We start from the raw sequence: 26,977 nt of genomic DNA on the forward strand, positions 1-26,977 counted from the left end.
GGTGGTGCGAACAGGGCGGGCCTGTCCGGGGGTTCACCCGGACAGGCCCGCCCCGCGAGGAGCGGGAGCCTGCCTCAGCGGCAGGTGCCGCTTACTTCTCGTCCGCGGTGTCGGCCTCGACGGCGTCGTCGAAGGGGTTCTCGACGAGGGCGTTCGAGTGGGTGGCGGAGAGGTGGGCGAGCTGGCCCTGGTCGGCGATCGGGCTGAACACCTTGTTGTGCTCCATGAGTTGAAGCCTCCATTCGGATCGGTTGGTGATGGTTGCGACGCCGTTCTTTTGCCGCACCACAGACACTAATGAATATGATTTTCATTCCGCAATAGCTGGAGCGGATCGAGAGGGTGATCTGGGTAACAGACGGGCCAGCCGCCCTCGGCATCGATCCCCACCCGCCCCTGGACGCCCAGGACTTCGGCCAGCAGCCGCTCCGTGACCACCTCTCCGGGCGGGCCGTCGGCGGCGATGCGCCCCTCGCGCAGCGCCACGATCCGGTCGGCGAACCGTGCCGCGTGGTTGAGGTCGTGCAGCACCATCACCACCGTGAGCCGCCGCTCGGCGCGCAGCCGTACGACGGTCTGGAGCACCTCCAGTTGGTGCCGCAGGTCGAGATAGGTGGTCGGCTCGTCCAGGAAGAGGACCGGGGCGTCCTGGGCCAGCGCCATGGCCAGCCGCACCCGTTGCCGCTCACCGCCGGACAGCGCGTCCACCGGCCGGTCCGCCCAGCCGGTGACGCCGACGTCCGCGAGGGCCCGGGTCGTCACCTCGTCGTCGCTGTCCCGCAGCATCCCGAGCGGGCCCCGGGTGGCGTAACGGCCCTGGCGGACCAATTGCCGTACGGTCAGGGCCGGTACGGCCGGGGCCGACTGGTGGAGCAGCGCCACGCGGCGGGCGGCGGCCCGTCTCGGCAGGCGTGCCGCGTCGTCCCCGTCGAGCAGGACCCGGCCGTCGCTCGGGGTGAGCAGTCCGGCGGCGAGTTTGAGGAAGGTGCTCTTGCCGCAGCCGTTCAGGCCGATGAGGGCGACGAGTTCGCCCGCCCCGATGCTCAGGTCGATCCCGCGCAGCACCTCGCGCCCCGGATAGCCGAAGCTGAGCCGTTCCGCCCGGACCACCACGTCCGGTGCTCCCGCTGGGTGGCCCCTCCCGTCCGGCGTGTCCGCCATGCCCTTCTTCCCGTCCTCCCCGTGCGTCGTGACATCTCTCGTACGTGCTGCCATGTCCGGCCGCCTCCCCGTCATCGTTCGTCCGTCCGTCGCCGCGCCACGATCAGCAGCAGCCCGGCCCCGACAAAGGTGGTCAGCGCGCCGACCGGCAGGGTCAGCCGGTCCGCGTCGAGCGCCACCACCAGGAGCCGGGAGAGCAGTTGGGCCGCCGCGTCCGCCCCGCACACCACCACCGCACCGAGCAGCGCGGCGCCGGGCAGGGTGATGCGCAGGTCGGCCCCGAAGACGGCCAGCGCCAGATGCGGCACCAGCAGCCCCACGAAGCCGAGGGCCCCCACGGCCGAGACGGCGCCGGCCGTCAGGGCCACCGCACACACGAGCGCGGCGGCGCGGCCCCGCCCGGCGTCCAGTCCGGCGGCGGAAGCCTGTTCGTCGCCGCAGCGCAGCAGGGTCAGGGGCGCGGAGAGAAGCCACGCGGCGGCTCCCCAGACCGCGGCCCACGGCCACAGCAGGTGCCAGTGCTGCCAGACCCGGCCCTCGGTGGAGCCGATCAACCACTGGACCACGCTGCCGAGTTCGCCGGGGGCCACCAGGAGGACGACGGCGGTGAGCCCGGCGAGGACCGCCGACACGAGCACGCCGTAGACGGCGGTCTGTTCGGGGTCGCCTTTCTCCCGTCCCGCGAGCAGCCAGAGCAGTCCCGCGCCCGCGAACCCGCCGAGGCAGGCCGCGACGACGACCGCCGTCGGGGAGTCCCAGCCGGCCAGGCCGAGACCCGTGGCGGCGACCGCGCCGAGGACCGCGCCGGGGGTGACGCCGGTGACCTCGGGCCCGGCCAGCGGATTGCGCAGGGCTGATTGGAGGACGAGCCCGGCAACTCCCAGGCTCGCCCCGGCGACCAGCGCCACCAGCATTCGGGGCAAACGGAGTTGGAGGACGATGTGTTCGGCCATCGGGTCGCCGCCACCGCCGAGGAGTACGGCCCGCACCCCCTCGCCCGTGACGCCCCGCCCCGCGAACAGGTCCGCGCAGGCGACGGCGCAGACCAGGACCGCCAGGGCGCCCATCCGGGCAGCCGGTGAGCGCCAGGCCCGCCGGGGTGGTGCGGGCGCCACTTCCAGGACGCTCATCGTTCCGCCTTCCGCAGGAGAGGTACGGGGTCGTCGACGGGGCGGGCTCCGAGCGGCCCGCCTTGTACCGGCAGGGCGGCCCGGGTCGGCCCCCGGCCCTTCGCCGCCCGCCGCCCCCGCTTCAGCAGCACCACCCCGACCGGCACACCGACCAGGGCCGTCCACGCGCCGACGGGCGTCTCGACCGGTGCGAGCGCCAGCCGTGCGGGCTGGTCCGCGCAGAGCACCACGACCGCCCCGTACAGCGCGGACCGGACGAGCCAGCCCGCGGCCCCGCCGTCCGGCCGCAGCCGTCGGGCGAGGTGGGGCGCGAGGAAGCCGACCCAGGCCACCGGGCCGCAGACCGCCACCACGGGGGCGATCAGGACGACGGCGATGCCCAGCGCCGCGACCCGCGCGCGCTCCACGCGTACGCCGAGCGCGCGGGCGTCGTCGTCGCCGAGCCGCAGCACGCCGAGCACCGGCACACAGAGCACGAGCGCCGGGACGGCGACGGCCAGCCAGGGCAGCAGACCGGTGACGTCGTCCCAGGTGCGGGCGGACAGACTGCCCAGCAGATAGCGGTAGATGAGCTGGAGGTCGAGCTGGTCGGCCATCACCATGAGCACCAGCAGCCCCGCCTGGAGCGCTGCGGCGACGGCGGCCCCCGTCAGCAGCACGGACGACGGGCTGCGCCCGAACCCGGCGGCCACCAGCGTGAGCAGCCCGCCGAACGCGGCCCCGGCCAGAGCGAGGAAGGGCTGGAGGCCTAGCGGTACGGAGAGGGCGAGCACCAGCGGTGCCGCGACCCCGAGCGCGGCGCCGGAGGAGACGCCGAGCATCTCCGGGACGGCGAGCGGATTACGCAGCGCCTCCTGGAGGACGAGGCCCGCGGCGCCGAGGCAGGCACCCGCGACCAGCGCCAACACCATGCGGGGCAGCCGCAGTTCGGTGACGACGAGGCCCGCGAGGCCGTCGGACCCCAGGGTGGCCAGGAGCCGGCCGGGCGGGACGTACGGAGTACCGAGGCTGAGGGCGCACACGGCGCCCACCACGGCCGCCGCCGTCAGGCAGACCGGCGCCACGGGCAGGCGCCTCACGGCGGTACGGCTCGTCGCCGAAGTGCCTCCGCTCACCGCAGTGCGGCCGTCGCCTCGTCGAGGACGACGCCCAGGGACCGGGTGCCGCGCCCCTTGGCCCAGACCTCGGAGTCGACCTCGATGACCTTGCCGTTCTTCACCGCCGGGATCCGCGACCAGAGCGGGTTCTCGGCGAGCTTGTCGGAGAGCTTGCCGTCCGGGGCGCCGAAGGAGAGCGTCTCCACGAACAGGACGTCGACGTCCCGGGCGAGGATCTCCTCCAGGCTGTAGGAGCCGTCGACCCCCCGGCTCTTCCAGGGGTAGTGGGAGATCTTCGGGAAGAGTCCGGCGGCCACGTCGGTCTCCGGGGTGGCCACGCCGAAGTTCTCGTCGCTGCCGAAGATGATCAGCGCGGTCTTGTCGCTCCTGGCCTCCTCGGCCTTCGCCAGGCGGGCGCGGAACGTCTTCTCGGCCTTCTCGCCCTCCTCCGTACGGCCGGTGAGTGCGGCCAGGTCCCGCAGGTAGCCGACGCTGTCCTTCCAGGAGCCGGGCTGCACCGGCCAGAAGGTGGTGGCGCCCTTCAGTGCGGGGGCGAGCTTGCCGTGGGTGTCCTCCAGGCCGATCACCAGGTCGGGCCGGTGGGAGAGGATCGCCTCGACCTCGGGGCTGAGGAAGCCGCCGGGTACGACGGGGACCTTCGCCGCTTTCTCCTTGCCCAGGAACTCCGGGTGCGCGAGCACCGCGGAGTTGGTGGCGGTGGGGGTCATGCCCAGCTCGACGAGTATGTCGTCGCAGAGGGCGACCAAGCAGACGATCTTCTGCGGGGGCTTGTCCAGGGAGACCGTGACGCCCTTGGCATCGGTGATCTCGCTGGCGGCCTTGATGGGCTGGACCTCGGTGCTCGTACGGGGCCCGGCCCCGGCCGCGGGTTCGGCGGGGGTCCCGGATTCGCCGCCCGTTGCGCCACAGCCGGCCAGCAGCCCTCCCAGTACGGCGATCGCGGCCCAGCGGCGGACTCTCAGTGCGGTGCGTGGCATCGGCTCGTCCCTCAGATTCTGTACGGCCCCGGGAAGGAGGCAGGTGCGACGGCGGGGCCCGGGAGCCATCCCCACCACAGAGCGGCACCTTACACATGATTATCATTTCCAATAAAGCGTGCCAAGGCTTCCAGCCGGACCGCCGGACCCATCGACCCCCCTCAGGAGCACCCCATGCCCCACCCTCCCCATCTGCCACCCCGCCTCCTGGTCGCCGACCAAGTCGCCGGGCGCATGAGCCTGTTGGACCTCCCGGACGGCGACGAGCGGGCGGCACTGAACCACCGGCACCTCGCCGAGCACGCCGGGTTCCTCGCCCTGCCGGACGGACTGGTCGCCTGCGTGGACGACCGGGCGGGCGAGCTGCTGGTCCTCGATCCGTACTGCCCTGATACGGGCCGGCCCCTGGTCCGGCGCCGGATACCGGTCGCCGTACCCGCCGAACACCTGGCGGTCGCGCCGGGCGGCCGGCACCTCGCGGTGACCACCGGCCTCGGGCGTAACGAGGAGGCCTGGACCGGGCTGTTGACGGCCGTCGACCTCGACGCACCGGACGGAGCCGTCGCCGTACGCGTACGGGGGCGGACCGGTGAGCCGGGTGTCACGGTCCTCGGCGGGGCGTCGCCGCTCGTGGTGCTGCGCCACCGGGAGCCCGGCGAACTCCTGGTCCACCGGCACCGCGACCTGATGGCCGCACCCCCTTCGTGCCCGCCGGTGGAGCCCGTCCGGCGCATCGGACTGCCGGACGACGACGGGCACGGGGATGCCTACGACCCGGTCACCGGGCGGGTGTTCGCGGCGGCGGGCTCGGGCGTGCACCGGGTCCGGCACGACGGCGAGGAGCTCACGCCGGAGCCGCCCCTCCCCTGGGCCGCCGACGGACGGACCGGAGGCCGGGGCTACTACCTGCGGCTGGACCCCGTACGGCGCACCCTCTGGTCCTGCGTACGCGGCGGCCCGTCCGCGCCGGGGCGGTGGCCGGAGTGGACCAACGACGCCTGGTGGCACGGGCTGGACACGGGCACCACGGGGAGACTGGAGCTGGGACCCGGACTGGTGTTCCGGCTCGCCGTGACCGCCCGGCACATCGCGTACTCGCGCGTCCACCCGGACGGCGACGAGCTGATCCTGCTGGCCGCACCCACCGCCCCCGGAGCCCGGCCGCACCTCACCGCCCGCCTCCCGCTGCCCGCGATGTCAGGTGCCCCCCGGCGCGGCGGCACCCCGTGGGACGGCGTCCAGCGGCGGGCGATCGCCGCCTCCCCCGGCGCGGGCCTGGTCGCGGTCAGCCGGGGCGGCCACGGAGAGGTGCACGTCTTCGACGCCGACCGGGCGGAGCCGGTCACCACCCTCGCCCTCCCCACGCCGCTCGACGACGGCGGCCACCTCGCCCTGATCACCGCCGGCGACGGGGCGCACGCGGACCTCGTGGGGCGGTGACGGGCCACCCGACGGATCGCCATTTGAAAACGACTTCCATTTCCCTATACGGTCGGCGCCACCGACCGGCCGCCACCTCCAGGAGAGACCCATGGCAGTTCCGAAGCGCAAGATGTCCCGCAGCAACACCCGCCACCGCCGCGCCCAGTGGAAGGCCACGACACCCCAGCTCGTGCCGGTGACGATCGAGGGCACCGTCCACCAGGTGCCGCAGCGGCTGGTGAAGGCGTACGAGCGCGGCCTGATCCGGCCGGAGGACTGAGCCCGCACGGCACGGAGAGGGGCGGGTGGTGGCGCGGCACGATCGCCGCGTCACCACCCGCCCCTCGTCGCGCTCAGACCGGCGTCACCAGGAGGACTTGGTCACCCCGGGCAGGAATCCGGCGTGCGCCTGTTCGCGCATCCGGACCCGGGAGAGGCCGAAGGTGCGCAGATACCCCCGGGGCCGACCGTCGACACTGTCCCGGTTGCGCACCCGCGTGGCGCTGGCGTCACGTGGCTGACGCCGCAACTCCGCGAGGGCGGCGGCACGTTCGGCCGCCGGGGTGCCGGGGCGGCGGACGATCTCCTTCAGTTCGGCCCGGCGGGCCGCGTACCGCTCGACGATCACCTTGCGCTTCTCGTTCTGCGCGACCTTGCTCTTCTTCGCCATCAGACCTTCCCTCCTCGCGCGCGGATGCGTGCGACCGCCGCCTCGATGCCGATCACGTCGATCGTCTTGATCGCCCGGGCACTGAGGGTCAGCCGCACATGGCGCCCCTCACTGGGCAGCCAGTACCGCTTGCGCTGGACATTCGGGTCGAACCGGCGTGACGTACGGCGGTGCGAGTGGGAAATGGCGTTGCCGAATCCCGGCTTGGAGCCGGCCAGTTGACAGTGGGTGGACACGGACGTTACCTGCCTCTCATCGATGCATCCATTATTGAAAATGGAAACCATTGCCATATAGTAGCGCCCATGGCTCGCAACGAAGTACGCCCGGTCATCAAGCTCCGCTCCACCGCGAGGACCGGCTACACCTACGTCACCCGCAAGAACCGCCGGAACGACCCCGACCGCATGGTGCTGCGCAAGTACGACCCGGTCGCCCGCCGCCATGTCGACTTCCGCGAGGAGCGCTGAGGGTCTCCCCCTCCAGCCCTCTCCCTCTCCGGCCCGACCCGCAGCAACCGCCGACCGCTAGGACCCCCTCATGAAGCCCGGAATCCACCCCGCCTACGGCCCCGTCGTCTTCCGCGACAAGGCCGCCGACTTCGCTTTCCTCACCCGCTCCACGCTGACCAGCGAGAAGACCGTCGAGTGGGAGGACGGCCGCACCTACCCGGTCGTCGATGTGGAGATCTCCTCCGCGAGCCACCCCTTCTACACCGGCACCGCCCGCGTCCTGGACACCGCGGGCCGCGTCGAGCGCTTCGAGCGCCGGTACGGGCGCGGTGAGGCCCGGTGACGGAGGAACAGCGGCGCAAACTGCCCGTCGTCATCGTCTGCGGGCTGCACGCGGAGGTGCGGCACGAGGTGGTGGAGGCGCTGCTCTCCCGGGTTCCGCACAGCGTCGCGCTCCACCACGACCTGTCCACGGCGACCGACGGAACCGTACGCCGCACCCTGCGGGACGCCACCGGGGAGCTGTCCGCCGGCGAGACACCCCTGGTCAACGACTGCGCGTGCTGCGCGCTGCGGGAGGACCTGGTCCCCGAGCTGCAACGGCTGGCGGACAGCGGGCTGACCCGGCTGGCCGTCCTGGAGCTCTGGGACTCCGTGGAGCCGAAGTCGATGGCCGAGGTCATCGCGGTCCACGGGGCGAGCAGCTTCGAGGTCACCAATGTGATCACCGCGGTCGATCCCACCCTCGTCCTGCCGTGCCTCACCAACGGCGACGACCTGGCGGAGGCAGGTCTCGCGGCGGCCCCCGCCGACCAGCGGACCATCGGGGACACCTGGGCCCGGCAGGTGGAGTACGCTCCCGTCCTCGCCGTGGCCGACAGCCCGGCGGCCGACGACGAGGACCGTGCGCTGATCCGTCAGATGAATCCGATGGCACGTCAGGTCGCCTCGGATGCGGTCGAGTTGGCGCGGCTCGCGGACGCCGGGTTCGATGTGGAGGCGGCTGCCGCGGGTCAGCATCCTGCCTGTGCGCTGCTGCCGCAGGAGGCGGAGGAGGCCGGGGTGTCCACGCTCGTCTGGCGGCGCCACCGCCCCTTCCACCCGGAGCGCCTCTACCACGCGCTGGAGGACCTGTGCTGTGCGGCGGCCCGCAGCCGGGGCCGGTTCTGGCTCGCGGACCGGCCCGACACCCTGCTCTCCTGGGACGCTGCGGGCGGCGCCCTCTGCGTGGAGAACACCGGCCCCTATCTCGCCTCCCTCCCGGACGCGGCCTGGGCCCTGGTGCCTCCCTACCGGCAGGCCGCGGCCGCGCTGGACTGGCACCCCGAGCACGGTGACCGCTGCCAGCACCTGGTCTTCGTCTCCCCGGGCCTCGACCGCGACGGGCTGACCGGGCTGCTGGAGTCGTGCCTGCTCAGCGACGAGGAGTACCGGGCGGGCCCGGAGGCATGGAAGAGCCTGCCCGCCGCGTTCGACGCGCTCCTCGACCCGGTGTGAACCGGCGAGCCACCCCCGTACCCCCGACCACCCGCACAAGGAACCCCCATGGCACGCAAGCAGGACCCCCGTCAGCCCGTCAAGGCCCGCCCCAACCCGCTGGACGTGGCTGGGATCACGTACATCGACTACAAGGACACCGATCTGCTGCGGAAGTTCATCTCCGACCGCGGCAAGATCCGCAGCCGCAGGGTGAGCCGGGTGAGCGCCCAGCAGCAGCGGCAGCTCGCCGCGGCCATCAAGAACGCCCGTGAGATGGCGCTGCTGCCGTACTCCGGCTCGGGCAAGTAGCCCGCGTCCGCCCCTGTCAGGGCGGGGGCCGCTCGGGATGCAGCACCGTGGCAGGCCGAGCACCATGAACGTATGGGCACAGACACCTCCAAGGGGGACGGCCCGGAACCGGCGTCGTCAGGCCCGGCGGCCTCAGGCCGCCGGGTCGGATCCCCGAATCAGAGCCTCGCTCTCGCGGCCATGCTGTTCGCCGTGTCGATGACCTTCATCGACCAGACGATCGTCGCCATCGCCGCACCGGACATCATCCACGAACTGGGCCTCACCTCCACGCAGATGCAGTGGGTCGTCAACGCCTACCTGCTCACCCTGGCCGCGTTCTTCGCGCTGGGCGGGCGGCTGTCCGACATCTACGGGCACCGCCGCGTGATGCTGATCGGCACCCTCGTGTTCGTCATCTCCTCCGCGATGTGCGGTGCCGTGCCGGCCGGGGACTTCGCGCAGGCCTGGCTGATCGGCTTCCGTGCCGTGCAGGGCATCGGCGCGGCCCTGATGTTCCCGGCCGCGCTGGCCGTGGTCATCGCGGTGTTCCCGGTGGGGCGGCGAGGGCGGGCGCTGGCGCTGTTCTTCGGGCTCTCCGGGGCTCTCACCGCGGTGGGGCCGCTGCTCGGCGGCTGGCTGACCTCGTGGACGTGGCGTGCGATCTTCTGGGTCAACGTCCCCGTCGCCGTCATCGCCATCGTGCTGACGCTGCTGGCACGCATCCCGGACCGGTCGCGGCGCGAGCCGCTGGATCTGCCCGGCGCCGTGCTGGTCGCGGTCGGGATGGGGCTGGCGGTGCTGGGGCTGCAACAGGCGTCCACCTGGGGCTGGAGCTCCGTCATCACCTGGGCGTGCATCGTGGTCGGGCTGCTGGTCCTGGCGTTCTTCTGCTGGTTCGAACTGCGGGCGCGGTTCCCGCTCATCAAGCTCCAGGTGTTCCGGGACCGGGCGTTCCAGATCGACAACGCGGTGCTGTTCTTCTCGATGATGGCGTTCGTCCCGGTCTTCTTCTTCGCCTCCGTGTACGCGCAGGTCTCGCTGAGCGCCTCGCCGAACCAGGCCGCGCTCTACCTCCTGTACTTCTTCATCGGCTTCGGCATCGCCTCCCAGTGGGGCGGTCGCATCCTGGACAAGCGCGGCGCCCGTCCGGCGCTGAAGCTGGGCACCGCGCTCGGTGCGGTCGGATTCTTCCTGTGGGCCCAGAAGTTGACCACGCTCTCCATGCACGACCAGTGGCTGTACGCGGCCATGGCCGGCGCCGGGATCGGGCTGCTGCTGGCGCCGGCCTCGACCGACGCCGTGAATCGGGCGATCGGCGCTTCGTACGGGGAGGTCACCGGGATCACCCAGACCGTGCGGAACTTCGCGGCCAGCATCGGACTCGCCGTGTTCGGCACGGTGTTGACGCACCGTACGGTCACCAACGTGGAGGGCACGCTGGTCGGCAAGGGTGTGCCGGAGGGTGCGGCGGGCGATGCCGCGGAGTCGGTCGCGCAGGCGGTGACCGGTCAGGCCGATACCCGCGGTCCCTCTGGGAGCGGCCCCGTGGCCGATGCGGTGAAGGACTCGATGCAGGCGATCCGGATGGACTTCGCCCAGGCCAACCAGTGGGTGTTCTACGGGATGGCGATCGTCCTGGCCATCGCGTTCCTGTTCGCGCTGCGTCACCCGGGGACCCGGGTGACGCAGGATTCCCCCAAGGATGCCGAACCGGCTCAGAACGAGTAGACGGCGCTGTCGTTCATGCTGCCGGCCAGCTCGCAGGCGTTGCCGTACGTGGTCGAGAACGTGACGCGCTTGCCGTGCCAGACGCCGTGGGCGGTGATCACGACCGGGTCGTACTGCCGGGTACACATGCGGTCGGGCGAGGTCCGGGCCAGCGCGGTGAACTGGCCGCCGACCGAATCGAGTTCGGCGCAGGCTGCCTCCGGGGCCGGGTGGGTGCCCCCGGCGTTCGGGGCGCAGGTGAGCGTGACCGCCCGCTTGACCGTCGCGGTGAGCGGGTCCTCGCCCTGGGCCACGGTGAGGACGAGGGCGGAGGGCGCGTAGAGGCTCTGCCCCTTCGCCGGCGCCGCGTGGGCGGAGGTGGCGGCGAGGCCGCCGAGGACCAGGGCGCTCGCGGCGATGGTCGCGAAGATTGCGTGACGGTTGTGTCGCATGAGTGAAAACTCCTCGGTCGGGTGCTGATTGCGGTCAGGAGTCTTACGCATGCGGACAGTAGGCGCACATCGACAGCCCGCTTCCAGCCGCAGACGTTCGTTCGAACCGACCGGATGGTCGTTCGGGCAGCTCACACGGGTCGCGGAGGTCGTCCAGCATATGGACAGCCGTCGACGGTTCAACGGAAAACGACCGTCTGAACTGCAGTGATTCCGGAGCGGCCGGAAACCTTCAGAAGCCGCTTCGACTGGAAAGCGCTGCGATTCGGGCCCATCCGTACCCTCGCGGTCACGCCGGGAGGTGACCGCCGGAGCCGCCCGCGACCCTTGGAACTGAACGTTCCGCATACCGGGTGCAGCGCAGAATTAAGGTTAGGCTACCCTCACCGTCGTGATCGCTCCTGCCCACGACCGTGAAGACAGCCCGCCGCTCCGGACCACCACGTCCGGCCTCGCCGCGAGCCCTGACAGCCCCGTAGGCCCCACCGGCCACGCCGGTCCCTCCGGCCACGTCGGCCTCGACGCCCGTGACGTGACCGTCGCGTACGACCGGGCCGACGTCGTCCACGGGGCCGACCTTCGGCTGCCTCGCGGTCGGGTCACCGCCCTGATCGGGCCGAACGGCAGCGGGAAGTCCACCCTGCTGCGCGCCGTCGCCCGGCTCCACAAGGCCCGCACCGGCACGGTGACGGTGTCCGCCCCCGGCGACGACGAGCCGGTCGACGCCCTCGCCCTGTCCCGTAACGACTTCGCCCGCCGCATCACCCTGCTCGCCCAGAGCCGCAACGCCCCGGCGGGGCTGAGCGTGCGGGACGTGGTGGGATTCGGCCGCCACCCCTACCGGGGGCGTCTGCGCGGGAGCGACCCCGACGGCGCCCGGAGGATCGACCACGCGCTCGCCGTCACCAACCTCACCGACTTCGCCGATCGCGGCGTCGAGAGCCTCTCCGGCGGTCAGCTGCAACGCGTCTGGTTCGCCTGCTGCCTGGCGCAGGACACCGACGTGCTGCTGCTCGACGAACCGACGACCTATCTCGACCTGCGCTACCAGGTGGAGATCCTCGATCTCGTACGCGATCTCGCCGACACCCACGGCGTGACCGTCGGCGTCGTCCTGCACGACCTGGACCAGGCAGCCGCCGTGGCCGACCAGGTCGTCCTGCTCTCGTCGGGGCGGATCGCCGCCTCCGGCACCCCCGCGGAGGTCTACGACTCCGAGCGGCTGACCCAGACCTACGGCATCCGGATCGACGTCGAACCGGACCCCTCCACCGGCATCCCGCGCACCCGCGCGGTGGGCCGCCACCACCTCCGTACCGAAAGGCCCTGAACCCCCTCATGAAGAACCAGTACCTGGCCTGGCCCGCACTCGCCGCCACGGCCGCCCTCGCCCTCTCCGGCTGCGGCACCACCGAAGCGCCGAAGAAGGAGTCCGCCAAGGAGACCTCGGTGACGGTCACCGACTCCCGCGGCAAGAAGGTCACGCTCGACGGTCCGGCCAAGCGCGTCGTCGGCACCGAGTGGAACGTCGTCGAGACGCTCGTGACGCTCGGCGTGCAGCCGGTCGGCGTCGCCGACGTCAAGGGCTACACGGCGTACGACAAGTCCGCGCCGCTCACCAAGGGCGTCAAGGACATAGGCACCCGGGGTGAGCCCAGCGTCGCCACCGTGGCCGGCCTGAAGCCCGACCTCATCGTCGCCACCACCGACCTCTCCGACTCGGCCATCGCGCAGCTGTCCAAGGCCGCGCCGGTCGTCGTGGTGCGCTCGGCCGACGCGAGCCGGCAGATCGACCAGATGGTCGACAACGTCAACCTCATCGCGGAGGCCACCGGCACCGAGGAGAAGGCGAAGAGCGAGATCGCCTCCTTCCGCACGGCGATCGAGGACGGGAAGAAGAAGCTTGCGGCGGCCGGTCTCGACGGCAAGGAGGTCGCCTTCGCCGACGGCTGGCAGGAGGGCAACCAGGTCTCCGTGCGCCCGTACGTCAAGGGCTCGCTGCTCGCCGACGTCAACACCGAACTCGGCCTGGTCAGCCCGTGGAAGCTGGAGGGCGACAAGGCCTACGGTCTCGCGGCCACCGATGTCGAGGGGCTGACGAAGATCGGCGACGCGCGGTTCGCGTACATCGCCAACGACTCCGACGGCGGTGACCCGTTCGCCGACGGGCTCAAGGACAACGCGGTGTGGAAGTCGCTGCCGTTCGTGAAGAAGGACCAGGTCCACCGGCTGCCCGACGGCATCTGGATGTTCGGCGGGACCGCGGCCATGCGCGAGTACATCGACGCGCTCGTCGGCGCGCTGACCGCCTGACGATGAGCACCCGCACCACTCCCGCCCCGCCCGCCCCCGTGAAGACGGCGGCGGGCGCGGCCGGTCCGGCCGGGGCACCGTCCCCGGCCGCGCCCGGCCGCCCGGCCCGCCGCGGCCGCATGCTCCTCCTCGCGCTCGCCGCGCTGCTGGCCCTCGGCGCCCTCGCAGTCGTCCACCTGAGCCAGGGCACGGCCGCCGTCGACCTGCACACGCTCTGGCAGTTGGTCACCGGTCCGGCCTCCGACCGGACCGCCGACGAGCAGAGCGCCGCCGTCGTCCTGGACTCCCGGCTGCCCAGGCTCGCGGCGGGGCTCCTCGTCGGCTGCGCGCTCGGCGCGGCGGGCGCGGCCCTCCAGTCGGTGTCGCGCAACATGCTGGCCTCGCCCGACACCCTCGCCGTCAACGCGGGGGCGTACCTCGCGGTCGTCGCCGTCGCCGCGTTCGGCATCACGCTGCCCGCGCTCCCGGCGGGCGGTACGGCGTTCCTCGGCGGGCTCCTCGCGGCGGGCGTCGTCCTCGGTCTGTCACGGGCGGGGGCCGGTCCGATCCGGCTGGTGCTCGCGGGCTCCGCGCTCACCCTCGCGCTGTCCGGGCTGAGCGGGATGCTCCTGCTCCTGCGCTCCCAGCAGACGACCGGTCTCTTCGCCTGGGGCAACGGCTCGCTCGCCCAGATCGGCATGCAGTCCATCGACCGGCTCGCCCCCGTCGCCCTCGTGGCGTTCGCCGGGCTGATGCTGATGGGCCGGCGGCTGGACATCCTCGCCCTCGGGGACGACGGCGCCGCGGTCGTGGGCGTCAGTCCGCGGCTGACCCGCTCCGTCGTCGTGGTCCTCGCCGTGCTGCTTGCGGCGGTCGCCGTGACGGTGGCGGGGCCGATCGGCTTCGTCGGGCTGTGCGCTCCGGCCGTGGTCCGCCTGCTCGGTACGTGGGTGCCGGTCCTGGTCCGGCACCACGCGTTCATCCCGGCGTCGGCGCTCGCGGGCGTGCTCGTGGTGCTCGGCGCGGATGTGCTGCTGCGTGCGGTGTTCGGCGCGCAGGCGGGGGCCGAGGTGCCCACCGGGATCGTCACGACCTGCTTCGGCGCGCTCGTCCTGGTCTTCCTGGCCTACCGGTCGCGCGACCTGGGCACGGACGGCGGCTCGACGGCGTTCGCCCGCATGCGCAGCCGCCGCGCCTTCGTCGTCACTCTGGCGGTGACGGCCGTGGGGCTGCTCGGTGCGGTGGTGGCGGCGACGCTCCTCGGCGATGCCACGCTGCTCCTGGGCGATGTGGTCAACTGGCTCGCGGGCCGGTCCGGGCAGTTCACGACGTACGTTCTCGACACCCGCGTCCCCCGGGTCGCCGCCGCCCTGCTGGCCGGTGCGGCGCTGGCCGTGGCGGGCGCCGTCGTCCAGGCGGTGTCGCGCAACCCGCTCGCGGAGCCGGGTGTCCTCGGCGTCGTCAGCGGGGCGGGGGTCGGGGCGGTCGCCGTCCTCACCGTCGTACCGCTGGCGAGTTTCTGGCTGATCGGCGGCTCCGCGCTGGCCGGTGCGGCGGCCGCCGCCGCGCTGGTCTTCGGTCTGGCCGCACGGCGTGGGCTGGAGCAGAACCGCCTGGTGCTGATCGGTATCGGGGTCCAGGCGGGCGGCGGTGCGTTCGTCAGCCTGCTGATCGTGCTCACGGACCCGTACAACGCGACCAAGGCGCTGGCGTGGCTGGGCGGGTCGACGTACGGGCGTACGTTCCCGGAGCTGATCCCGGTGCTGGTGGCGCTGGCCGCAGCCCTTCCGGTGCTGGCGGTGATGCGCCGGGACCTCGATCTCATCGGGCTGGACGGCGATACACCCCGGCTGCTCGGGGTCCGCCTGGGCACCACCCGGCTGGGGCTGCTGTCCATCGCTGTCGTCCTGACCGCCGGGGCGGTGGCGGCGGTCGGCGTGATCGGCTTCGTCGGGCTCGTCGCACCGCACGCGGCCCGGGCTCTGGTGGGACGGCGGCATGTGCGGGTCGTCCCGGTGAGCGCGCTGCTCGGGGCGCTGCTGGTGGTGGTCTCCGACACGGTGGGCCGCACGGTGATCGCCCCGGCCCAGATCCCGGTGGGCCTGCTGACCGCGGTGATCGGGGCGCCGTACTTCATCTGGCTGCTCTGGCGGTCCCGCAGCGAGGGATGAGGGCGACCGGCGACCGGCCGGCGGAGGCGGCCGGAAGATCACCGCGCGCCGACTACTGCCCGTAGTCGACCGGTCGCGCGCGCCGGAAGTTCCGGGGGGCGTCCGTGCCCGGTCGGCGAGCGGGTGCGGCGGGGCGGCCCGACCGGCCGGACCGCCGCGCCCGGGGGCCTTTCGCCCCGGTGCGCCCCGACCGGCCTGCGGGCAATTCCGCCCCGCAGGCCGACGAGCCATCGGCATAGCCGGTGACTCCCCGTCAGCCCCATATCAACCGGGCAGAAACTAACCGGCAGAACTTCCGGCGCGGCGTACCGCCCGGTAACTCAATTCCGGTTACATCTGTATGAGCACCCGCCTGCCGGGAGAAAGCCCCAAAGACCCCACGCGCTCCCTGCGGACCTGGCGATTCCTCTCCGGGCTCTGCTAGCGTGCCGCTCAAGCCGTTGCAGGGGGATGCTGGTGGCAGGGGGGCCTCCATGCGAGTTATGAATAACTTCGCAGACCGTTCACATTTCAACTGGTCCGCCGTGGGAGTGTTGCGCACGGAACGTCCGTGTCCCTTTCGTGAGCGAGAGCGTGACACCCAGAAAGTCCGGCCGTACCGGTGAAACTTCTCTGCCTGCCCCATGCCGGGGGTACCGCGAGTCGATACCACCGGTGGACCTCCCTGGTCCCGCCGCACATCGACATTGTCCCGCTGGAGCTCGACGGACGTGGCGACCGAATGTCCCACGGGTTTTACGCGTCTTTCGCCGAAGCCCTCGACGACCTCACCCGCCGAGCCGTCTCGGTACTGGAACCAGGAGATTCTTTTGCGATCTTCGGCCACAGCATGGGCGCCTACATCGCGCTGGAGCTCGAAAGGCGTCTGGAGTCCCTGGGGGTCCGGGCCGATCGGTTGTTCCTCTCGGGACGGGGCACGCCGGCCTACCACAACGTCCTGAGCAGGCCCGCCCGCGAGCTGAGCGATCAGGAGCTCATCGCCGGGCTCGACGCGTACGGCGGCCTCCCGCAGGCCGTCGCCGGTCATGAGCTCATGCGCACGCTGTTCCTGCCGATCATCCGGGCGGATTTCCATCTGCTGGAGGACGGTGCGAGGTCGATCGACGAGCGCGTTCCCGTCCGGAGTCCCCTGGTGATTCTCAACGGCAAGGACGACGCCGCCGCGCAACAGGATCCACCCGGCGTCTGGGAGGCGCTCACCGTGTCCGGCGTGGAATTCCATTCCTACGCCGGGGGCCATTTCTTTGTCGACGAGAACCTGCAGAGCATCATTCAATTGATCGTGGAAAAGTCGAAGAGGGGGCTGGAGAAAGATGGTGTCTCCTTCCAGGGATGACGCTGGAGTGACTTCGTACGTCTCGGGCGGTGAGGTGGTTTCCCCACCCCGCTGGAAGACCGTCTTCGGAGCATTGGAAGAAGCCGCCGCACAAGCGCCCGGCACGAAAATTCACCTGTACGACGCCGACGGTTCGTACGATGTCACCACCTACGGCGCCCTGTACGAGGACGCATTACGGCTCTCCTGGTGGCTGACGGAAGAGACCGGCCTGCGCGCAGGCGAGAACCTGATTCTCCAGCTGAACAACGCGCATGAATATCTGCGGGTTTTCTGGGCGGCCGTCCATGCCGGAGTCGTCGTCGTTCCGCTGAGTGTTCCGAATATCGTCGACCGGGACAATCTGGAGAGCGTCTCCCGGGTTCTCGCCACGCTGGGGTCCGGCCGGGTGATCGTCGGCCCGGGACTGGCCGAGGCCTATCTTCCGGTCATCTCCGATGCCGGTGTCGAGCGCGACGCGGTCATCGTCCTTCCCCGGGACACGGAGCTGCCGAGCGCGGGCGGCACGTCCGGTGTGCAGGCCGCGGAGCCCGATGGGGCGGCGGTCATCTTCTTCACCTCCGGGAGCACCGGAGCACCCAAGGGTGCCGTGCAGACGCACGGGGCGATCCTGGCCCGGGAAGCCGGCGTCATGCAGAGCGACGGCGGCGGCAGGGACGTCCAGCTCAATTGGATGCCGCTGGAACATGCGGCGGGCATTCTCATGTCGCATCTGCGGGGCGTCTGCCGGCTCAGCGAACAGGTCCAGGTCGCGCCCGGACACATTCTGGCCGATCCGCTGGTGTGGCTCGATCTCATCGACAAGTACCGGGTCAATTACACGTGGGCACCGCAGTTCGCCTACTCCCTGCTCGGCAATCTCGTGCCGGGACGGGAACACGCGTCGTGGGATCTGTCCTGCCTTCGCGAGTCCATCAATGCCGGCGAGATGCTCAACGCCCGCGCCATCGCACAACTCACCACCCAGCTGGCCGAGTTCGGGCTGCGTCCGGATGTCTTCGTGCCGGTGTGGGGCATGGCCGAGACCTGCTCCGGGGTCTTCTACAACCGGGAGTTCGTCCCGGTGACCGAGGGGCCGGCCACCCCGGGGGACGCGGAAGACGCCGGGCGCGTACCGAAATTCGTCCCGCTGGGCCGTCCGATCCCGGGCCTGGAGGTGCTCGTCGCCGACGATGACGGCGCGGCGGTGCCCCAGGGGCAGGTCGGGCATCTCCTGGTCCGCGGGGAGTGTGTGACGCGGGGGTACCTCCACCACCCCACCGCCAACGAGGAGAGCTTCACTCCCGACGGGTGGTTCAGGACCGGCGACCTCGCCCATGTCCGCGACGGTGTGGTCACCATGACCGGGCGGGCCAAGCAGATCCTGATCGTGAACGGTCTCAACTTCGACCTCTCCGAGGTCGAGGCGGCGATCGAGGAACTCCCGGCCGTGGAGACGAGTTTCACGGCCGCCTGGGCCCACACCGACCCCGCGACGGGTGAGGAGCAGGCCGTCGTCTTCTTCGTGCCCCGCGCCGGGCGGACGGCCGAGCCGGTGACGGACGAGCCGGTGACGGACGCCATCCGCGCCCATGTGCTGCGCAGGATCGGGATCAGGCTGCACGCGGTCATCCCCGTGCGCCGGGAGGACATCCCCAAGACGAACCTGGGCAAGATCCAACGGGCCAAGCTCGGTGCGGCCTACCGGGACGGCCTGTTCGCCGACCGTACGGCCGGGCAGGACGGCGACGAGCGGCGCCGGGCGCTCCTCGCGGACGCGCTGCGGCCGCTGATCGGTCCCGGCCGCTACCTCACGGCCTCCGCGAAGGAGCTCGGTTGCACCCGGACCGCTCCGGGTGCCGGGACGACCGGCCGGATCGCCCTGGGTGGCCTCGGATCGGGATGGGTCCGCAGCACCGAGCTGGAAACGGCGGTGAACGCGCTGCCGGGCGTGGTGGGTTCGCGGGTGTGGACGGGCGATGTGCTGCTGCCCGGCATGCCGGGCGCGGTCGTCGCGATCGAGCCGCGCTCCGGGCACGCCGACTACCGGGCGGCCGTCCACGAGCGTGCGGTCCGCGCCGTGAAGGCGAACGGCATCGTCCACCACGAGGTCGCCTTCGTCGACGGGATCGCCGCACGCCCCGACGCGGAACTGCTCGAAGCTCTGCTCGGCGGCGTCACGGCCGATGGGGTCGACCTCGCCCCGCCGCGCCCCATAGGCGTCTACGCCGACACGCTCGTCCGGGCCGACGCGGAGGGGCTCCCCGCCCGGCAGCGGCCCGCCCCGGCTCTCGCGGTCTTCGCGGACGACGAGGACGCCCTGACGGGGTTCCTCGGCTCCGAGGGCCGGCGGGTCGTGTGGGTACGCCCGGCGGACGCGGCTGGCGAGGTGCGGCTGGAGAGCGGCGGCCTCCCCGGCGTCCTGACCGCCGAGGTCGATCCCGGCTCCTCGGAGGCGTACGCACAGCTCGGCGCGGCCCTGCGGGGTGCGGGCATCGAGTCCCTGGAGATCGCGCATCTGTGGGCGCTGAGCCCGCTGACGCAGGCCACGGGGTCCGGGGGCATCCTCGGCGCACAGGCCCGTGGGGTGTTCAGTGTGCAGAACCTGCTGCGTGAGCTCCCGGCGGCCGGTGTCGCCATCTCGTACGGGGCCGTCTTCACCCGTGACGCGCTCGGCGTCCTCCCGGCCAACCCGGGCTACGGCTCCGCGCCGATCGCCGGGTTCGTCCGGAGCGCGGTGGCCGAGGGGCACGCACTGACGCACATCGATCTCTCCGGCGCGAACGACAGGCTCGCCGCACTCTTCGAGCGCGAGGCCTCCCAGCCGCACGACGGCCTCTCCGTGGCCTACGTCGACGGCCTGCGCCAGAAGCAGGCGGTCGAACCGCTGACGCTCCCGGCGACCGGCACCTCGCTGGACGGGCAGGACGGCTTCCTCGTCGTCACCGGCGGGCTCGGCGGGATCGGGAAGATCCTCGTCGCCCTGCTCCTCCGCCGCTTCCGGCGGAACGTGCTCGTACTCGGCCGGCGCGACGAGGCCGCGGTCCAGGACCAGGTCAGCGCGTTCGAGGCGATCGCGGGCGAGCACGGCGGGACGTTCACGTACGCGCGCTCCGATCTCCAGGACCCTGTCCAGCTGCGGGAGACACTCCGGCACCACGCCGCCTCGTCCGGTCTCGCGCTCCACGGCGTCTTCCACCTGGCCGGCATGGTCCACGAGGCGCTGGTGGGCGATCAGTCGACCGAGGAGCTCACGGAGGTCTTCAGGCCGAAGGTGGCCGGTCTCCACCATCTGGGCGGTCTGCTCGCCCAGGAGCACCGGGACGCCTTCCTCGTCACCTTCGCCAGTGCGCGGAGCCTCGCACCGGGGGCGACCGTCTCCGCGTACGTCGCCGCGTCGGACTTCGCCGGGCACTACTCGGCCCACCTCCGCTCCCAGGGTGTGCGCGCCACCTCCGTGGCGTGGGGCGTCTGGGACGAGACGGGCATGAGCCGCGATCTGAAGGTGAACCGGTCCCTGCACCGGCGTGGCATCGAGACCATCGAGCCGCTCCAGGGGCTCGGCGCCCTCCTCGACGCGCTCCGCACCGACCGCCCGGCCGTCTACATCGGTGTGGACGGCTCGCGTCTCCCCCACGGCCTGACGGCCGGGAGCGACGGCACGCCGCCCGAACCCGCTTGTGTCGTCACCGACTTCGGTGACTTCGAGCGGCTCTTCGCACCACGGGCCGACGCCGTCGAGGACACCGTCCGCGACCACCTCGGCGGTGCGCGGCTCCGGTACGAGATCCTCGACGAGCTCCCCGTGGACCGCAACGGCCTCGTGGACCGGGACATGGTGCTGGACCGGCTCGACGTGCTGCGCGGCGCGGTGACGGTCGAGCCGCCCCGCAATGCCACCGAGGAGCGCATACGCGACATCTGCCGGGCGGTGTTCCGGGTCGGGACCATCGGGGTCACGGAGAACCTGTTCGACCTGGGTGCCGACTCGATCGCCACCATCCAGCTCCTCGCGAAGCTCCGGGACGACGGGGTGGCCGTGGTCTCGCACGAGGAGTTCTACAAGGAACCGACGATCCGCCACCTCGCCGGGCAGGCGGCCGGGAGCACCACCCCTCAGGCCCCGGCCCGGCCCTCGCCGAAGGTCGACGCGACGGCCGAGGTCCCCCTCACCCCGCAGCAGCGCCGGCTCTGGTTCCTGTTCCAGGCCGACCCGGCGAGCCCCTACTACAACAACACCGTCTCCATCGAGGTGTCGGGCGGGGTGGTCCGCCCCCTGCTCAAGACGGCGCTCATGACGCTCGTCGACCGGCACGAGGCCTTGCGCGTCCGGTTCCGCGAGGACGCGTCCGGCTCCTTCTGGCAGCGCCCCGTCCCGATCGAGGAGGTGGACCTGGCCTTCGACGAGCACGATCTGCGTGACCTCCCCGAGAGCGACCGGGCCCGCCGGCTGGACGGGATCATCGCGGCCTCGGCCGCCACCCCGTTCGACCTTCTGAGCCAACTTCCGCTGCGTGCCGCCATCGTCACGAGCGCGGACGACCGGGTCACCCTCGTGCTGACCATCCATCACATCGTCTCGGACGGCTGGTCGATGGGGGTGATCCTCTCCGACCTCGCCGCGATCCACGACGACCTCCTGGAACACGGCGCGCCAAAGCTGGCGCCGGTCAGGGGGCTCTACGGACGGTACGTCGCCGACGTCACCGCGTACGAGAACTCCGCGGGCCACCAGGAGCAGTTGGCGTACTGGACGGACGAGCTGGGGCAGGTCACCGTTCCCGCCGAGCTGCCGGCCCGCGCGAATGCGACGGAGGCGCCGACCTCCGACGGCGAACACCATGAGTCCACCGTGGGCCCCGAGGTGCTGCGTGGTCTGCGCAAGCTCGCGCGCGACCATGACGTCTCCCTGTACGTCCTGCTGCTCGCGGCCTACGCGGTGCTCCACCAGCGCCTGACGCTCAGTCACCATGTGCGGCTGGGAACGCTGATCGCCAACCGCGGCCGGGGGAACACCTCCGACATGGTCGGGTTCCTGGCCAACACCCTGCCGCTCGACATCCGGATCGACGACGCCGAGCCCTTCTCCGCCCTGGTCCAGCAGGTCAAGCGGAAGGTGATCGGCCTCCACGACCACCAGGACGTGCAGTTCGACTCGTTGGTGCAGGCGTTGCAGCCCGAGCGGGCGCACAACAAGAACCCGTTGTTCCAGGTGCTGTTCGTGCTGCAGAACGCCCAGATCGAGCGGCTCAGCACGCCGCGGGCCGACTGGCGGCTGAAGATCTGGGAGAGCGACACCGCGAAGTTCGACCTGTCCATCCAGGCGTTCGAACGGGACGGGGATCTCGACCTCGTCTTCGAGTACCGTCGCGACCTCTTCCCCCGGCAGGACGTCGCGCGCTGGGTGGAGGCGTACCACACGGTTCTCCGCGATCTCCCCGGACTGCTGGACCCGGAGGTCGGGCACATCGACATCGTGCCCGAGGCCGAGCGGGAGCGCATCCTCTCGGTCAACGGACCTCTCGACGCACCCCTGCCGTCGTCGATCCCGGCGGTGCTGTCCGCCGTGGCGCGGGAGCGGGCCGACCGTCCGGCGCTGGTCATGGGGGCGGAGTCGTACACCTTCGCCGAGCTCTGGGACCGGTCCGCCGCCTACGCCGCGTATCTGCGGGCCGAGGGTGTCGTCCCCGGCAGCCGGGTCGGGATCACGGCCCGCCGCTCCCCGCATGTGGTGATCGCCATGATCGCGGTCGCCCGGCTCGGCGCGGCCTATGTGCCCGTACGGCCCTCCGACCCGGAGGAGCGCCGAAAGCTGGTGCTCTCCGACTCCGAGGCCCTGGTCCTGCTCGACGACGCCGCGGCCGAACCTCTCGGTGACGTACTCCAGTTGCCTCTCGCGGTCTACGACGCCGCGGCGCCCGACTCCGGGCCCGCGTGGCACGAGACGGACGCCGCGTCGACCCCGGCGTACATCATGTACACCTCGGGCAGCACTGGCCGGCCCAAGGGGGTGGCCGTCTCCGTGGAGAACGTCCTCCGGCTGGCGCACCAACCGGACTTCGTCGAACTCGGCCCAGGGGACGTGGTGTTGCAGACGGGGTCGCTGACCTTCGACGCGTCCACGCTGGAGGTCTGGGGCGCACTGCTGAACGGGGTGGCGCTCCACCTGGTCGACGAGCACGTGCTGCTGGACATCACCGCGCTGCGCGAGGCGATCGACGCTTCGGGGGCGACGGTCATGTGGATGAGCGCCCCGCTGTTCAGCCAGATCGTGGACTCCGACCCCGGTGTCTTCGGGACGCTGCGGCAGCTCCTCGTGGGCGGTGACGTGCTGCCGCCCCGGCAGATCAGGGCGGTCGTCGAGGCGTGCCCCGGCATCCGGATCATCAACGGGTACGGGCCGACCGAGAACACCACCTTCTCCACGACGTACCGCATCCCCGACGACGTTCCGGCCGACCGGGCGATCCCCATCGGCCGACCCATCGGCCACTCCTCCGCGTACGTCCTGAGCGGCACCGGCCGGCTCCAGCCCATCGGGGTCCCCGGCGAACTCCATGTCGGCGGGCGGGGCGTGGCGCTCGGCTATGTGAACCGGGACGACCTGACGGCGGCCGCCTTCCTCGACGACCCGTTCGCCGAGGGCGGCCGGATGTACCGGACCGGTGACCTGGTCCGGCTCAACGACGAGCTGGACCTCGAGTTCATCGGGCGCGTGGACCACCAGGTGAAGGTCCGCGGCTACCGGGTGGAGCTGTCGGAGATCGAGCTCGCCGTCCGTTCGCTGGAGTACGTACGGGACGTGGTGATCGAGGCGCGTACGCCGGAGGGCGGCACCCTGCGGCTCGTCGCGTTCTACACGGCCGACGGCGACGCGGACATCCGGGCCGATCTGGAGCGGCTGCTCCCCGACTACATGGTCCCCGCCGTCTTCGTCCGGCTCGACCGGCTCCCGCTCGACCGGAACGGCAAGGTCGACCGGCGCCGGCTCTCCGGCATCGAGATCGCCGCCGGCGGGACGGGCGGCGGCGCGGGCGGGGACGGACCGGCGGACGAGGGTCTGAGTCCCCAGGCGAACGAGCTGCGGCGCATCTGGGCCGATCTCCTCGGCTTCGACACGTTCGGGGCGGACGACAACTTCTTCAGCCTTGGCGGGGACTCCATCCAGGTCATCCAGATGACCAACCGGCTCCGCGGCTCCGGGTACCAGGTCTCCGCGAAGGAGGTCTTCGAGAACCAGTCGATCCGCCGCCTGGCGGCGCTGATGGTGCCGAGTGCGCCGCACGCGCCGACGGACCCGTCGGTGAACACCGTCGAGCGAGCGGGGACGGCCGAACTCGCCCCCGTACACGCGTGGTTCTTCGAGACGCTCGGCAACGACGACTGGCTCGACCACTGGAATCTGCCGCTCGTCCTGGATCTGGACGAGGACTACCCGCTGCCCCGCATCGCGCAGGCCCTCCGGGCGGTCCAGGAACAGCACCCGGCGCTGCGGGCGCGGTTCTGGCGGGAGGGGGTCACCTGGCACTACCAGGAGGGGCTGCCCGCCCATGACATCCCGGTCCGCGAGTGGACCACCGAGCAGGTCGCGGACATCCAGCCGCAGTTGACGGCGATGCAGCGGGCACTCAGCGTCGGCGAGGGCCGGATGCTGCTGGCGGGGAAGGTGAACGCCGGGGCGGAGGTGAAGCTCGTCCTCGCCCTGCACCACCTCGTCAGCGACGGCGTCTCCCTGCGCATCCTGGCCCGCGACATCCGCACGGCCCTGCGCGAAGCCCCGGCGGAGCTGCGGCTGCCTCCCGTCGCGGCCACCTTCTCGTCCTGGATCGCGGCCACGCACCAGCGGGTCGCCTCACCCGAGGTCCAGGGGCAGATCCCCTACTGGACCGAGGTCGCCTCGAAGATCCGGAGCCCCTTCGCGCCGACCGCGCTCACGGAGTCCGGCACGGTGGACCGGGAGTTCGGTGTGAGCGCCGAGGTCACGGGCCGCCTCGCCCGGATCGGGGCGTCCGTCGCGGGCGCCGAGCTGCAGCACGCCCTGCTCGCCACGCTCACCCGGGCGTACCGCGAGGCGTTCGCCGAGCCGGAGTTCCCCGTCCTGCTGGAGGGCCACGGACGGTCGGACTCCCCCGGCTCGCCGGACATCTCCGGGACGGTGGGCTGGTTCACCAGCATGTACCCGGCCGTCCTGCGCGGTGCGGGCGACGGCGCCACCCCGGTCGCCGATGTCCAGGCCGTACGGGAGGAGTTGAGGGCGATACCCGGCGGCGGGGACGACTACGGCGTCCTCGCCTACCTGGACCACTCCGTGCCGCCCCTGGTCTCCGCCGTGCCGGTCGCCTTCAACTACCTCGGGGCCATGCCCAGCGGGATGGAGCTGGCGAGTTCGGCGTACGGGGACTTCCGCTCGGGGGCCTCACGGCGTGAGTGCGCCATCGAGTTCAACCTCTTCAAGTACGGCGACGACCTCAAGGTCTCGATGCGGGTGGACCGCGCCTTTGCGGACTCTCCCGAGGTAGTGAGGCTGCTGGAGGCGTACGAGCGGAATCTGCTGGCGCTCGCGGAGGGGCTCGACGGCGCCCCCGCTCCCGCTCCCGCGGCGAAGGAGTCGGCCGCGCTGCCGGCCGCCGACCGGGAGGCCGTCCTCACGGCGTACGGGGACGACGACGTCCAGCACATCCTGTCACTGACGCCTACTCAGGAGGGTTTGCTTTACCACGAGTTGATGCACCCAGGCGGCAGTGACTACTTCGGCCAGGTCGTCACCACCCTCCACGGCTCCCTCGACCTCCCGGCGTTCGAGGCGGCCTGGAACATCGTCATCGCCGAGAACGAGATGCTGCGGACCGTCTACGGCTGGGAGAACCTCTCCCGGCCCGTGCAGATCGTCCTGGGCTCGGCCGGCTTCCGGATCGACCACCGGGATCTGACCGACCGGGCCGACGAGGCCGAGCGCCGGCGTGCGGTGGACGACCTCCTCGCCGCCGACATCGCGACCGGGTTCGACCTGACCGCCGGCCCGCTGCTCCGGGTCACCGTCGTCCGTACCGCCGACGACGAGCACGTCTTCGCCTTCAGCTTCCCGCACATCTCGCTGGACGGCTGGAGCGTCTTCCGGATCCTCGCGAGGACCCTGGAGCTGTACGACGCGGGCGTGCCGGAGCCCGGCGCGATCGAGCCCGCGCCGAGCTTCCGGAGCTACGCGGAGTGGCTGGGGAACCTCGATCTCACCGAGGCCCGCGCCTACTGGTCGCGGTACCTCACCGACTCCACTCCGTGGGTCCTGCCCCCGGAGGCGCGGTCGACGGCCGACGAGGACCGGTTCTCGCAGCTGGACCTCGTGCTCGACGAGGAAGAGACCACGCTCGTCCGGGAGTTCGCCGCCCGCGCCCACTGCACCTTGAGCACCGTGCTCCAGACCGCGCTCGCCCTGACCCTCCGCATCGTGTCGGGCGCGGACGATGTGATCTTCGGCGTGACGGTGTCCGGGCGCTCCCCCGACGTACCGGATGTGGAGCGGGTGGTGGGGCTGCTCATCAACACGCTGCCCATGCGCGTCCGGATGGCCGGTGACGAACCGGTCGACTCCCTCATGGGGCGCATCCAGACCGATGGGTTCGGTGCCATCGAACACAGCGGCCTGGCGACCACCCACATTCTGGAGAGCGCGGGTTCTGAAAGGGGCGCGGGCTCGGGTTCGGGGAAGAGCCGTGCCCAATTCGATGTGCTGTTCATCCTGGAGAACTATCCGCTGGGCCCGGAGTTCCTCAGGTCGAAGAATCTGGGCATCGGCTCGTTCGCGAGCCATGAGCGGACGAATTACCCGCTCACCGTCGTCGCCATTCCCGGCGAGCGGCTCACGGTCCGGTTCTCGTCGATGACCGGTGTCGTCGAGCCGGCCTGGGTCTCCGCGTTCATGGGGCTGTTCCGCACCGCGCTCCACCAGGTCTCCTCGGGCCACCGCCTGGTGGCCGATGTGGACGGCGTGGACGCGGCGGTCCTGGCCGACCTGCTGCGGAGCTCGCAGAACGCGCCCACCGTCGAGGCCGAGCACGAGGACCAGCAGAGGTTCTTCGCGGACTTCCGCGGCCCGGTCTTCGTCCTGGACGAGCAGGCCCGCCCCTGCCCGGTCGGTGTTCCGGGTCATATCCATGTGGCGGCCGATTCCGTCTCCGATCTTCCCGTCGACGGCGAGTGGGGGCAGTGGATGGCGGAGGGCGAGACCGAACCCGGATTCCCCTCGCCCCACCGGTACCTCTATCCCACGGGCGATGTCGGTATGTGGACGAGCCGCGACTCCATCAAGCTTCTTGACTGATCCAAGGAAAACAGGGTTTCTC

At 71.6% G+C, this 26,977-nt stretch carries 20 protein-coding genes; 12 read left to right on the forward strand and 8 right to left on the reverse strand.

Annotated elements, in window-relative coordinates; translation table 11 throughout:
• Positions 1 to 91: 91 nt before the first annotated feature.
• The 5 genes from amiA to IF17_RS0113975 form a co-directional block, all read right to left on the reverse strand.
• Positions 92 to 226 carry a streptamidine family RiPP gene (amiA, locus tag IF17_RS1000000139765; protein WP_015613003.1) on the reverse strand — a complete coding sequence of 45 codons (135 nt, stop codon included), beginning with the start codon at positions 224 to 226 and terminating at the stop codon, positions 92 to 94.
• A 68-nt stretch (positions 227 to 294) separates the two neighbouring features.
• Positions 295 to 1,161, reverse strand: coding sequence for an ABC transporter ATP-binding protein (locus IF17_RS0113960; protein WP_051883985.1), 867 nt, complete (start codon positions 1,159 to 1,161; stop codon positions 295 to 297).
• A 71-nt stretch (positions 1,162 to 1,232) separates the two neighbouring features.
• Positions 1,233 to 2,291, reverse strand: coding sequence for a FecCD family ABC transporter permease (locus tag IF17_RS0113965; RefSeq protein ID WP_030565627.1), 1,059 nt, complete (start codon positions 2,289 to 2,291; stop codon positions 1,233 to 1,235).
• Positions 2,288 to 3,370 (reverse strand): FecCD family ABC transporter permease, encoded by a 1,083-nt coding sequence (locus tag IF17_RS0113970; RefSeq protein WP_030565629.1) that lies wholly within the window; start codon positions 3,368 to 3,370, stop codon positions 2,288 to 2,290. The genes IF17_RS0113965 and IF17_RS0113970 overlap by 4 nt, the downstream gene beginning before the upstream one ends.
• 32 nt (positions 3,371 to 3,402) lie before the next feature.
• Positions 3,403 to 4,386 (reverse strand): ABC transporter substrate-binding protein, encoded by a 984-nt coding sequence (locus IF17_RS0113975; protein WP_030565633.1) that lies wholly within the window; start codon positions 4,384 to 4,386, stop codon positions 3,403 to 3,405.
• A gap of 174 nt (positions 4,387 to 4,560) precedes the next feature.
• Here IF17_RS0113975 and IF17_RS0113980 point away from each other — a divergent pair, with 174 nt between their 5' ends.
• Positions 4,561 to 5,826 carry a hypothetical protein gene (locus IF17_RS0113980; protein WP_030565636.1) on the forward strand — a complete coding sequence of 422 codons (1,266 nt, stop codon included), beginning with the start codon at positions 4,561 to 4,563 and terminating at the stop codon, positions 5,824 to 5,826.
• 91 nt (positions 5,827 to 5,917) lie between these two features.
• Complete coding sequence (rpmF, locus tag IF17_RS0113985; protein ID WP_030565638.1) at positions 5,918 to 6,088, forward strand: 50S ribosomal protein L32; 171 nt, start codon at positions 5,918 to 5,920, stop codon at positions 6,086 to 6,088.
• A gap of 84 nt (positions 6,089 to 6,172) precedes the next feature.
• Here the strand turns inward: rpmF and rpsN are convergent, their stop codons facing one another.
• Both rpsN and rpmB read right to left on the reverse strand, forming a co-directional pair.
• The gene (gene rpsN, locus IF17_RS0113990; RefSeq protein WP_030565646.1) at positions 6,173 to 6,478 is read right to left on the reverse strand and encodes a 30S ribosomal protein S14; all 306 of its coding nucleotides are present in this window, start codon (positions 6,476 to 6,478) and stop codon (positions 6,173 to 6,175) included.
• The gene (gene rpmB / locus IF17_RS0113995; RefSeq protein WP_030565647.1) at positions 6,478 to 6,714 is read right to left on the reverse strand and encodes a 50S ribosomal protein L28; all 237 of its coding nucleotides are present in this window, start codon (positions 6,712 to 6,714) and stop codon (positions 6,478 to 6,480) included. The genes rpsN and rpmB overlap by 1 nt, the downstream gene beginning before the upstream one ends.
• 69 nt (positions 6,715 to 6,783) lie before the next feature.
• Between rpmB and rpmG the strand changes: the two genes are divergently transcribed.
• The 5 genes from rpmG to IF17_RS0114020 all read left to right on the forward strand — a co-directional run bounded on the left by rpmG (position 6,784) and on the right by IF17_RS0114020 (position 10,428).
• Positions 6,784 to 6,948 carry a 50S ribosomal protein L33 gene (gene rpmG, locus IF17_RS0114000; protein WP_030565648.1) on the forward strand — a complete coding sequence of 55 codons (165 nt, stop codon included), beginning with the start codon at positions 6,784 to 6,786 and terminating at the stop codon, positions 6,946 to 6,948.
• Positions 6,949 to 7,018: 70 nt separating this feature from the next.
• Complete coding sequence (locus tag IF17_RS0114005; RefSeq protein ID WP_018512979.1) at positions 7,019 to 7,273, forward strand: type B 50S ribosomal protein L31; 255 nt, start codon at positions 7,019 to 7,021, stop codon at positions 7,271 to 7,273.
• Complete coding sequence (locus tag IF17_RS0114010; protein WP_030565649.1) at positions 7,270 to 8,427, forward strand: CobW family GTP-binding protein; 1,158 nt, start codon at positions 7,270 to 7,272, stop codon at positions 8,425 to 8,427. The genes IF17_RS0114005 and IF17_RS0114010 overlap by 4 nt, the downstream gene beginning before the upstream one ends.
• A 48-nt stretch (positions 8,428 to 8,475) precedes the next feature.
• Positions 8,476 to 8,718, forward strand: coding sequence for a 30S ribosomal protein S18 (gene rpsR, locus IF17_RS0114015; protein ID WP_030565650.1), 243 nt, complete (start codon positions 8,476 to 8,478; stop codon positions 8,716 to 8,718).
• A gap of 72 nt (positions 8,719 to 8,790) precedes the next feature.
• Positions 8,791 to 10,428, forward strand: coding sequence for an MFS transporter (locus IF17_RS0114020; RefSeq protein ID WP_030565651.1), 1,638 nt, complete (start codon positions 8,791 to 8,793; stop codon positions 10,426 to 10,428).
• On the opposite strand, the gene IF17_RS0114025 is transcribed toward IF17_RS0114020, so the two are convergent.
• A complete protein-coding gene (locus IF17_RS0114025) occupies positions 10,416 to 10,859 on the reverse strand; it encodes a subtilase-type protease inhibitor (protein WP_030565656.1) in 444 nt (147 codons plus the stop codon). The genes IF17_RS0114020 and IF17_RS0114025 overlap by 13 nt on opposite strands.
• A 532-nt stretch (positions 10,860 to 11,391) precedes the next feature.
• Between IF17_RS0114025 and IF17_RS0114030 the strand changes: the two genes are divergently transcribed.
• The 5 genes from IF17_RS0114030 to IF17_RS0114050 all read left to right on the forward strand — a co-directional run bounded on the left by IF17_RS0114030 (position 11,392) and on the right by IF17_RS0114050 (position 26,955).
• Entirely contained in the window at positions 11,392 to 12,189 is a 798-nt protein-coding gene (locus IF17_RS0114030; protein WP_032771923.1) for an ABC transporter ATP-binding protein, read from the forward strand.
• 8 nt (positions 12,190 to 12,197) lie between these two features.
• Positions 12,198 to 13,172 (forward strand): iron-siderophore ABC transporter substrate-binding protein, encoded by a 975-nt coding sequence (locus IF17_RS0114035; RefSeq protein WP_030565658.1) that lies wholly within the window; start codon positions 12,198 to 12,200, stop codon positions 13,170 to 13,172.
• 2 nt (positions 13,173 to 13,174) lie between these two features.
• Positions 13,175 to 15,322: an iron ABC transporter permease gene (locus IF17_RS0114040; protein ID WP_030565659.1), complete on the forward strand. Its 2,148-nt coding sequence runs from the start codon at positions 13,175 to 13,177 to the stop codon at positions 15,320 to 15,322.
• 601 nt (positions 15,323 to 15,923) lie between these two features.
• Positions 15,924 to 16,658, forward strand: coding sequence for a thioesterase II family protein (locus IF17_RS0114045; RefSeq protein WP_244890475.1), 735 nt, complete (start codon positions 15,924 to 15,926; stop codon positions 16,656 to 16,658).
• A gap of 7 nt (positions 16,659 to 16,665) precedes the next feature.
• Positions 16,666 to 26,955, forward strand: a complete 10,290-nt coding sequence (locus IF17_RS0114050) for a non-ribosomal peptide synthetase (protein ID WP_244890476.1) — start codon at positions 16,666 to 16,668, stop codon at positions 26,953 to 26,955.
• Positions 26,956 to 26,977: the final 22 nt, after the last annotated feature.

This window comes from Streptomyces cyaneofuscatus (assembly GCF_000718135.1).
Taxonomy (GTDB): Bacteria; Actinomycetota; Actinomycetes; order Streptomycetales; family Streptomycetaceae; genus Streptomyces; species Streptomyces cyaneofuscatus.

Excerpts from the sequence above, each read along its gene's own strand:
- IF17_RS0114020 (WP_030565651.1), top strand. The coding sequence starts at position 8,791 with ATGGGCACAGACACCTCCAAGGGGGACGGCCCGGAACCGGCGTCGTCA.
- rpsN (WP_030565646.1), bottom strand. The coding sequence starts at position 6,478 with ATGGCGAAGAAGAGCAAGGTCGCGCAGAACGAGAAGCGCAAGGTGATC.
- IF17_RS0114025 (WP_030565656.1), bottom strand. The coding sequence starts at position 10,859 with ATGCGACACAACCGTCACGCAATCTTCGCGACCATCGCCGCGAGCGCC.
- IF17_RS0114035 (WP_030565658.1), top strand. The coding sequence starts at position 12,198 with ATGAAGAACCAGTACCTGGCCTGGCCCGCACTCGCCGCCACGGCCGCC.
- IF17_RS0113960 (WP_051883985.1), bottom strand. The coding sequence starts at position 1,161 with ATGGCGGACACGCCGGACGGGAGGGGCCACCCAGCGGGAGCACCGGAC.
- rpmG (WP_030565648.1), top strand. The coding sequence starts at position 6,784 with ATGGCTCGCAACGAAGTACGCCCGGTCATCAAGCTCCGCTCCACCGCG.
- IF17_RS0113975 (WP_030565633.1), bottom strand. The coding sequence starts at position 4,386 with ATGCCACGCACCGCACTGAGAGTCCGCCGCTGGGCCGCGATCGCCGTA.
- rpsR (WP_030565650.1), top strand. The coding sequence starts at position 8,476 with ATGGCACGCAAGCAGGACCCCCGTCAGCCCGTCAAGGCCCGCCCCAAC.
- amiA (WP_015613003.1), bottom strand. The coding sequence starts at position 226 with ATGGAGCACAACAAGGTGTTCAGCCCGATCGCCGACCAGGGCCAGCTC.
- IF17_RS0114040 (WP_030565659.1), top strand. The coding sequence starts at position 13,175 with ATGAGCACCCGCACCACTCCCGCCCCGCCCGCCCCCGTGAAGACGGCG.
- IF17_RS0113965 (WP_030565627.1), bottom strand. The coding sequence starts at position 2,291 with ATGAGCGTCCTGGAAGTGGCGCCCGCACCACCCCGGCGGGCCTGGCGC.
- IF17_RS0113980 (WP_030565636.1), top strand. The coding sequence starts at position 4,561 with ATGCCCCACCCTCCCCATCTGCCACCCCGCCTCCTGGTCGCCGACCAA.
- IF17_RS0114005 (WP_018512979.1), top strand. The coding sequence starts at position 7,019 with ATGAAGCCCGGAATCCACCCCGCCTACGGCCCCGTCGTCTTCCGCGAC.
- rpmF (WP_030565638.1), top strand. The coding sequence starts at position 5,918 with ATGGCAGTTCCGAAGCGCAAGATGTCCCGCAGCAACACCCGCCACCGC.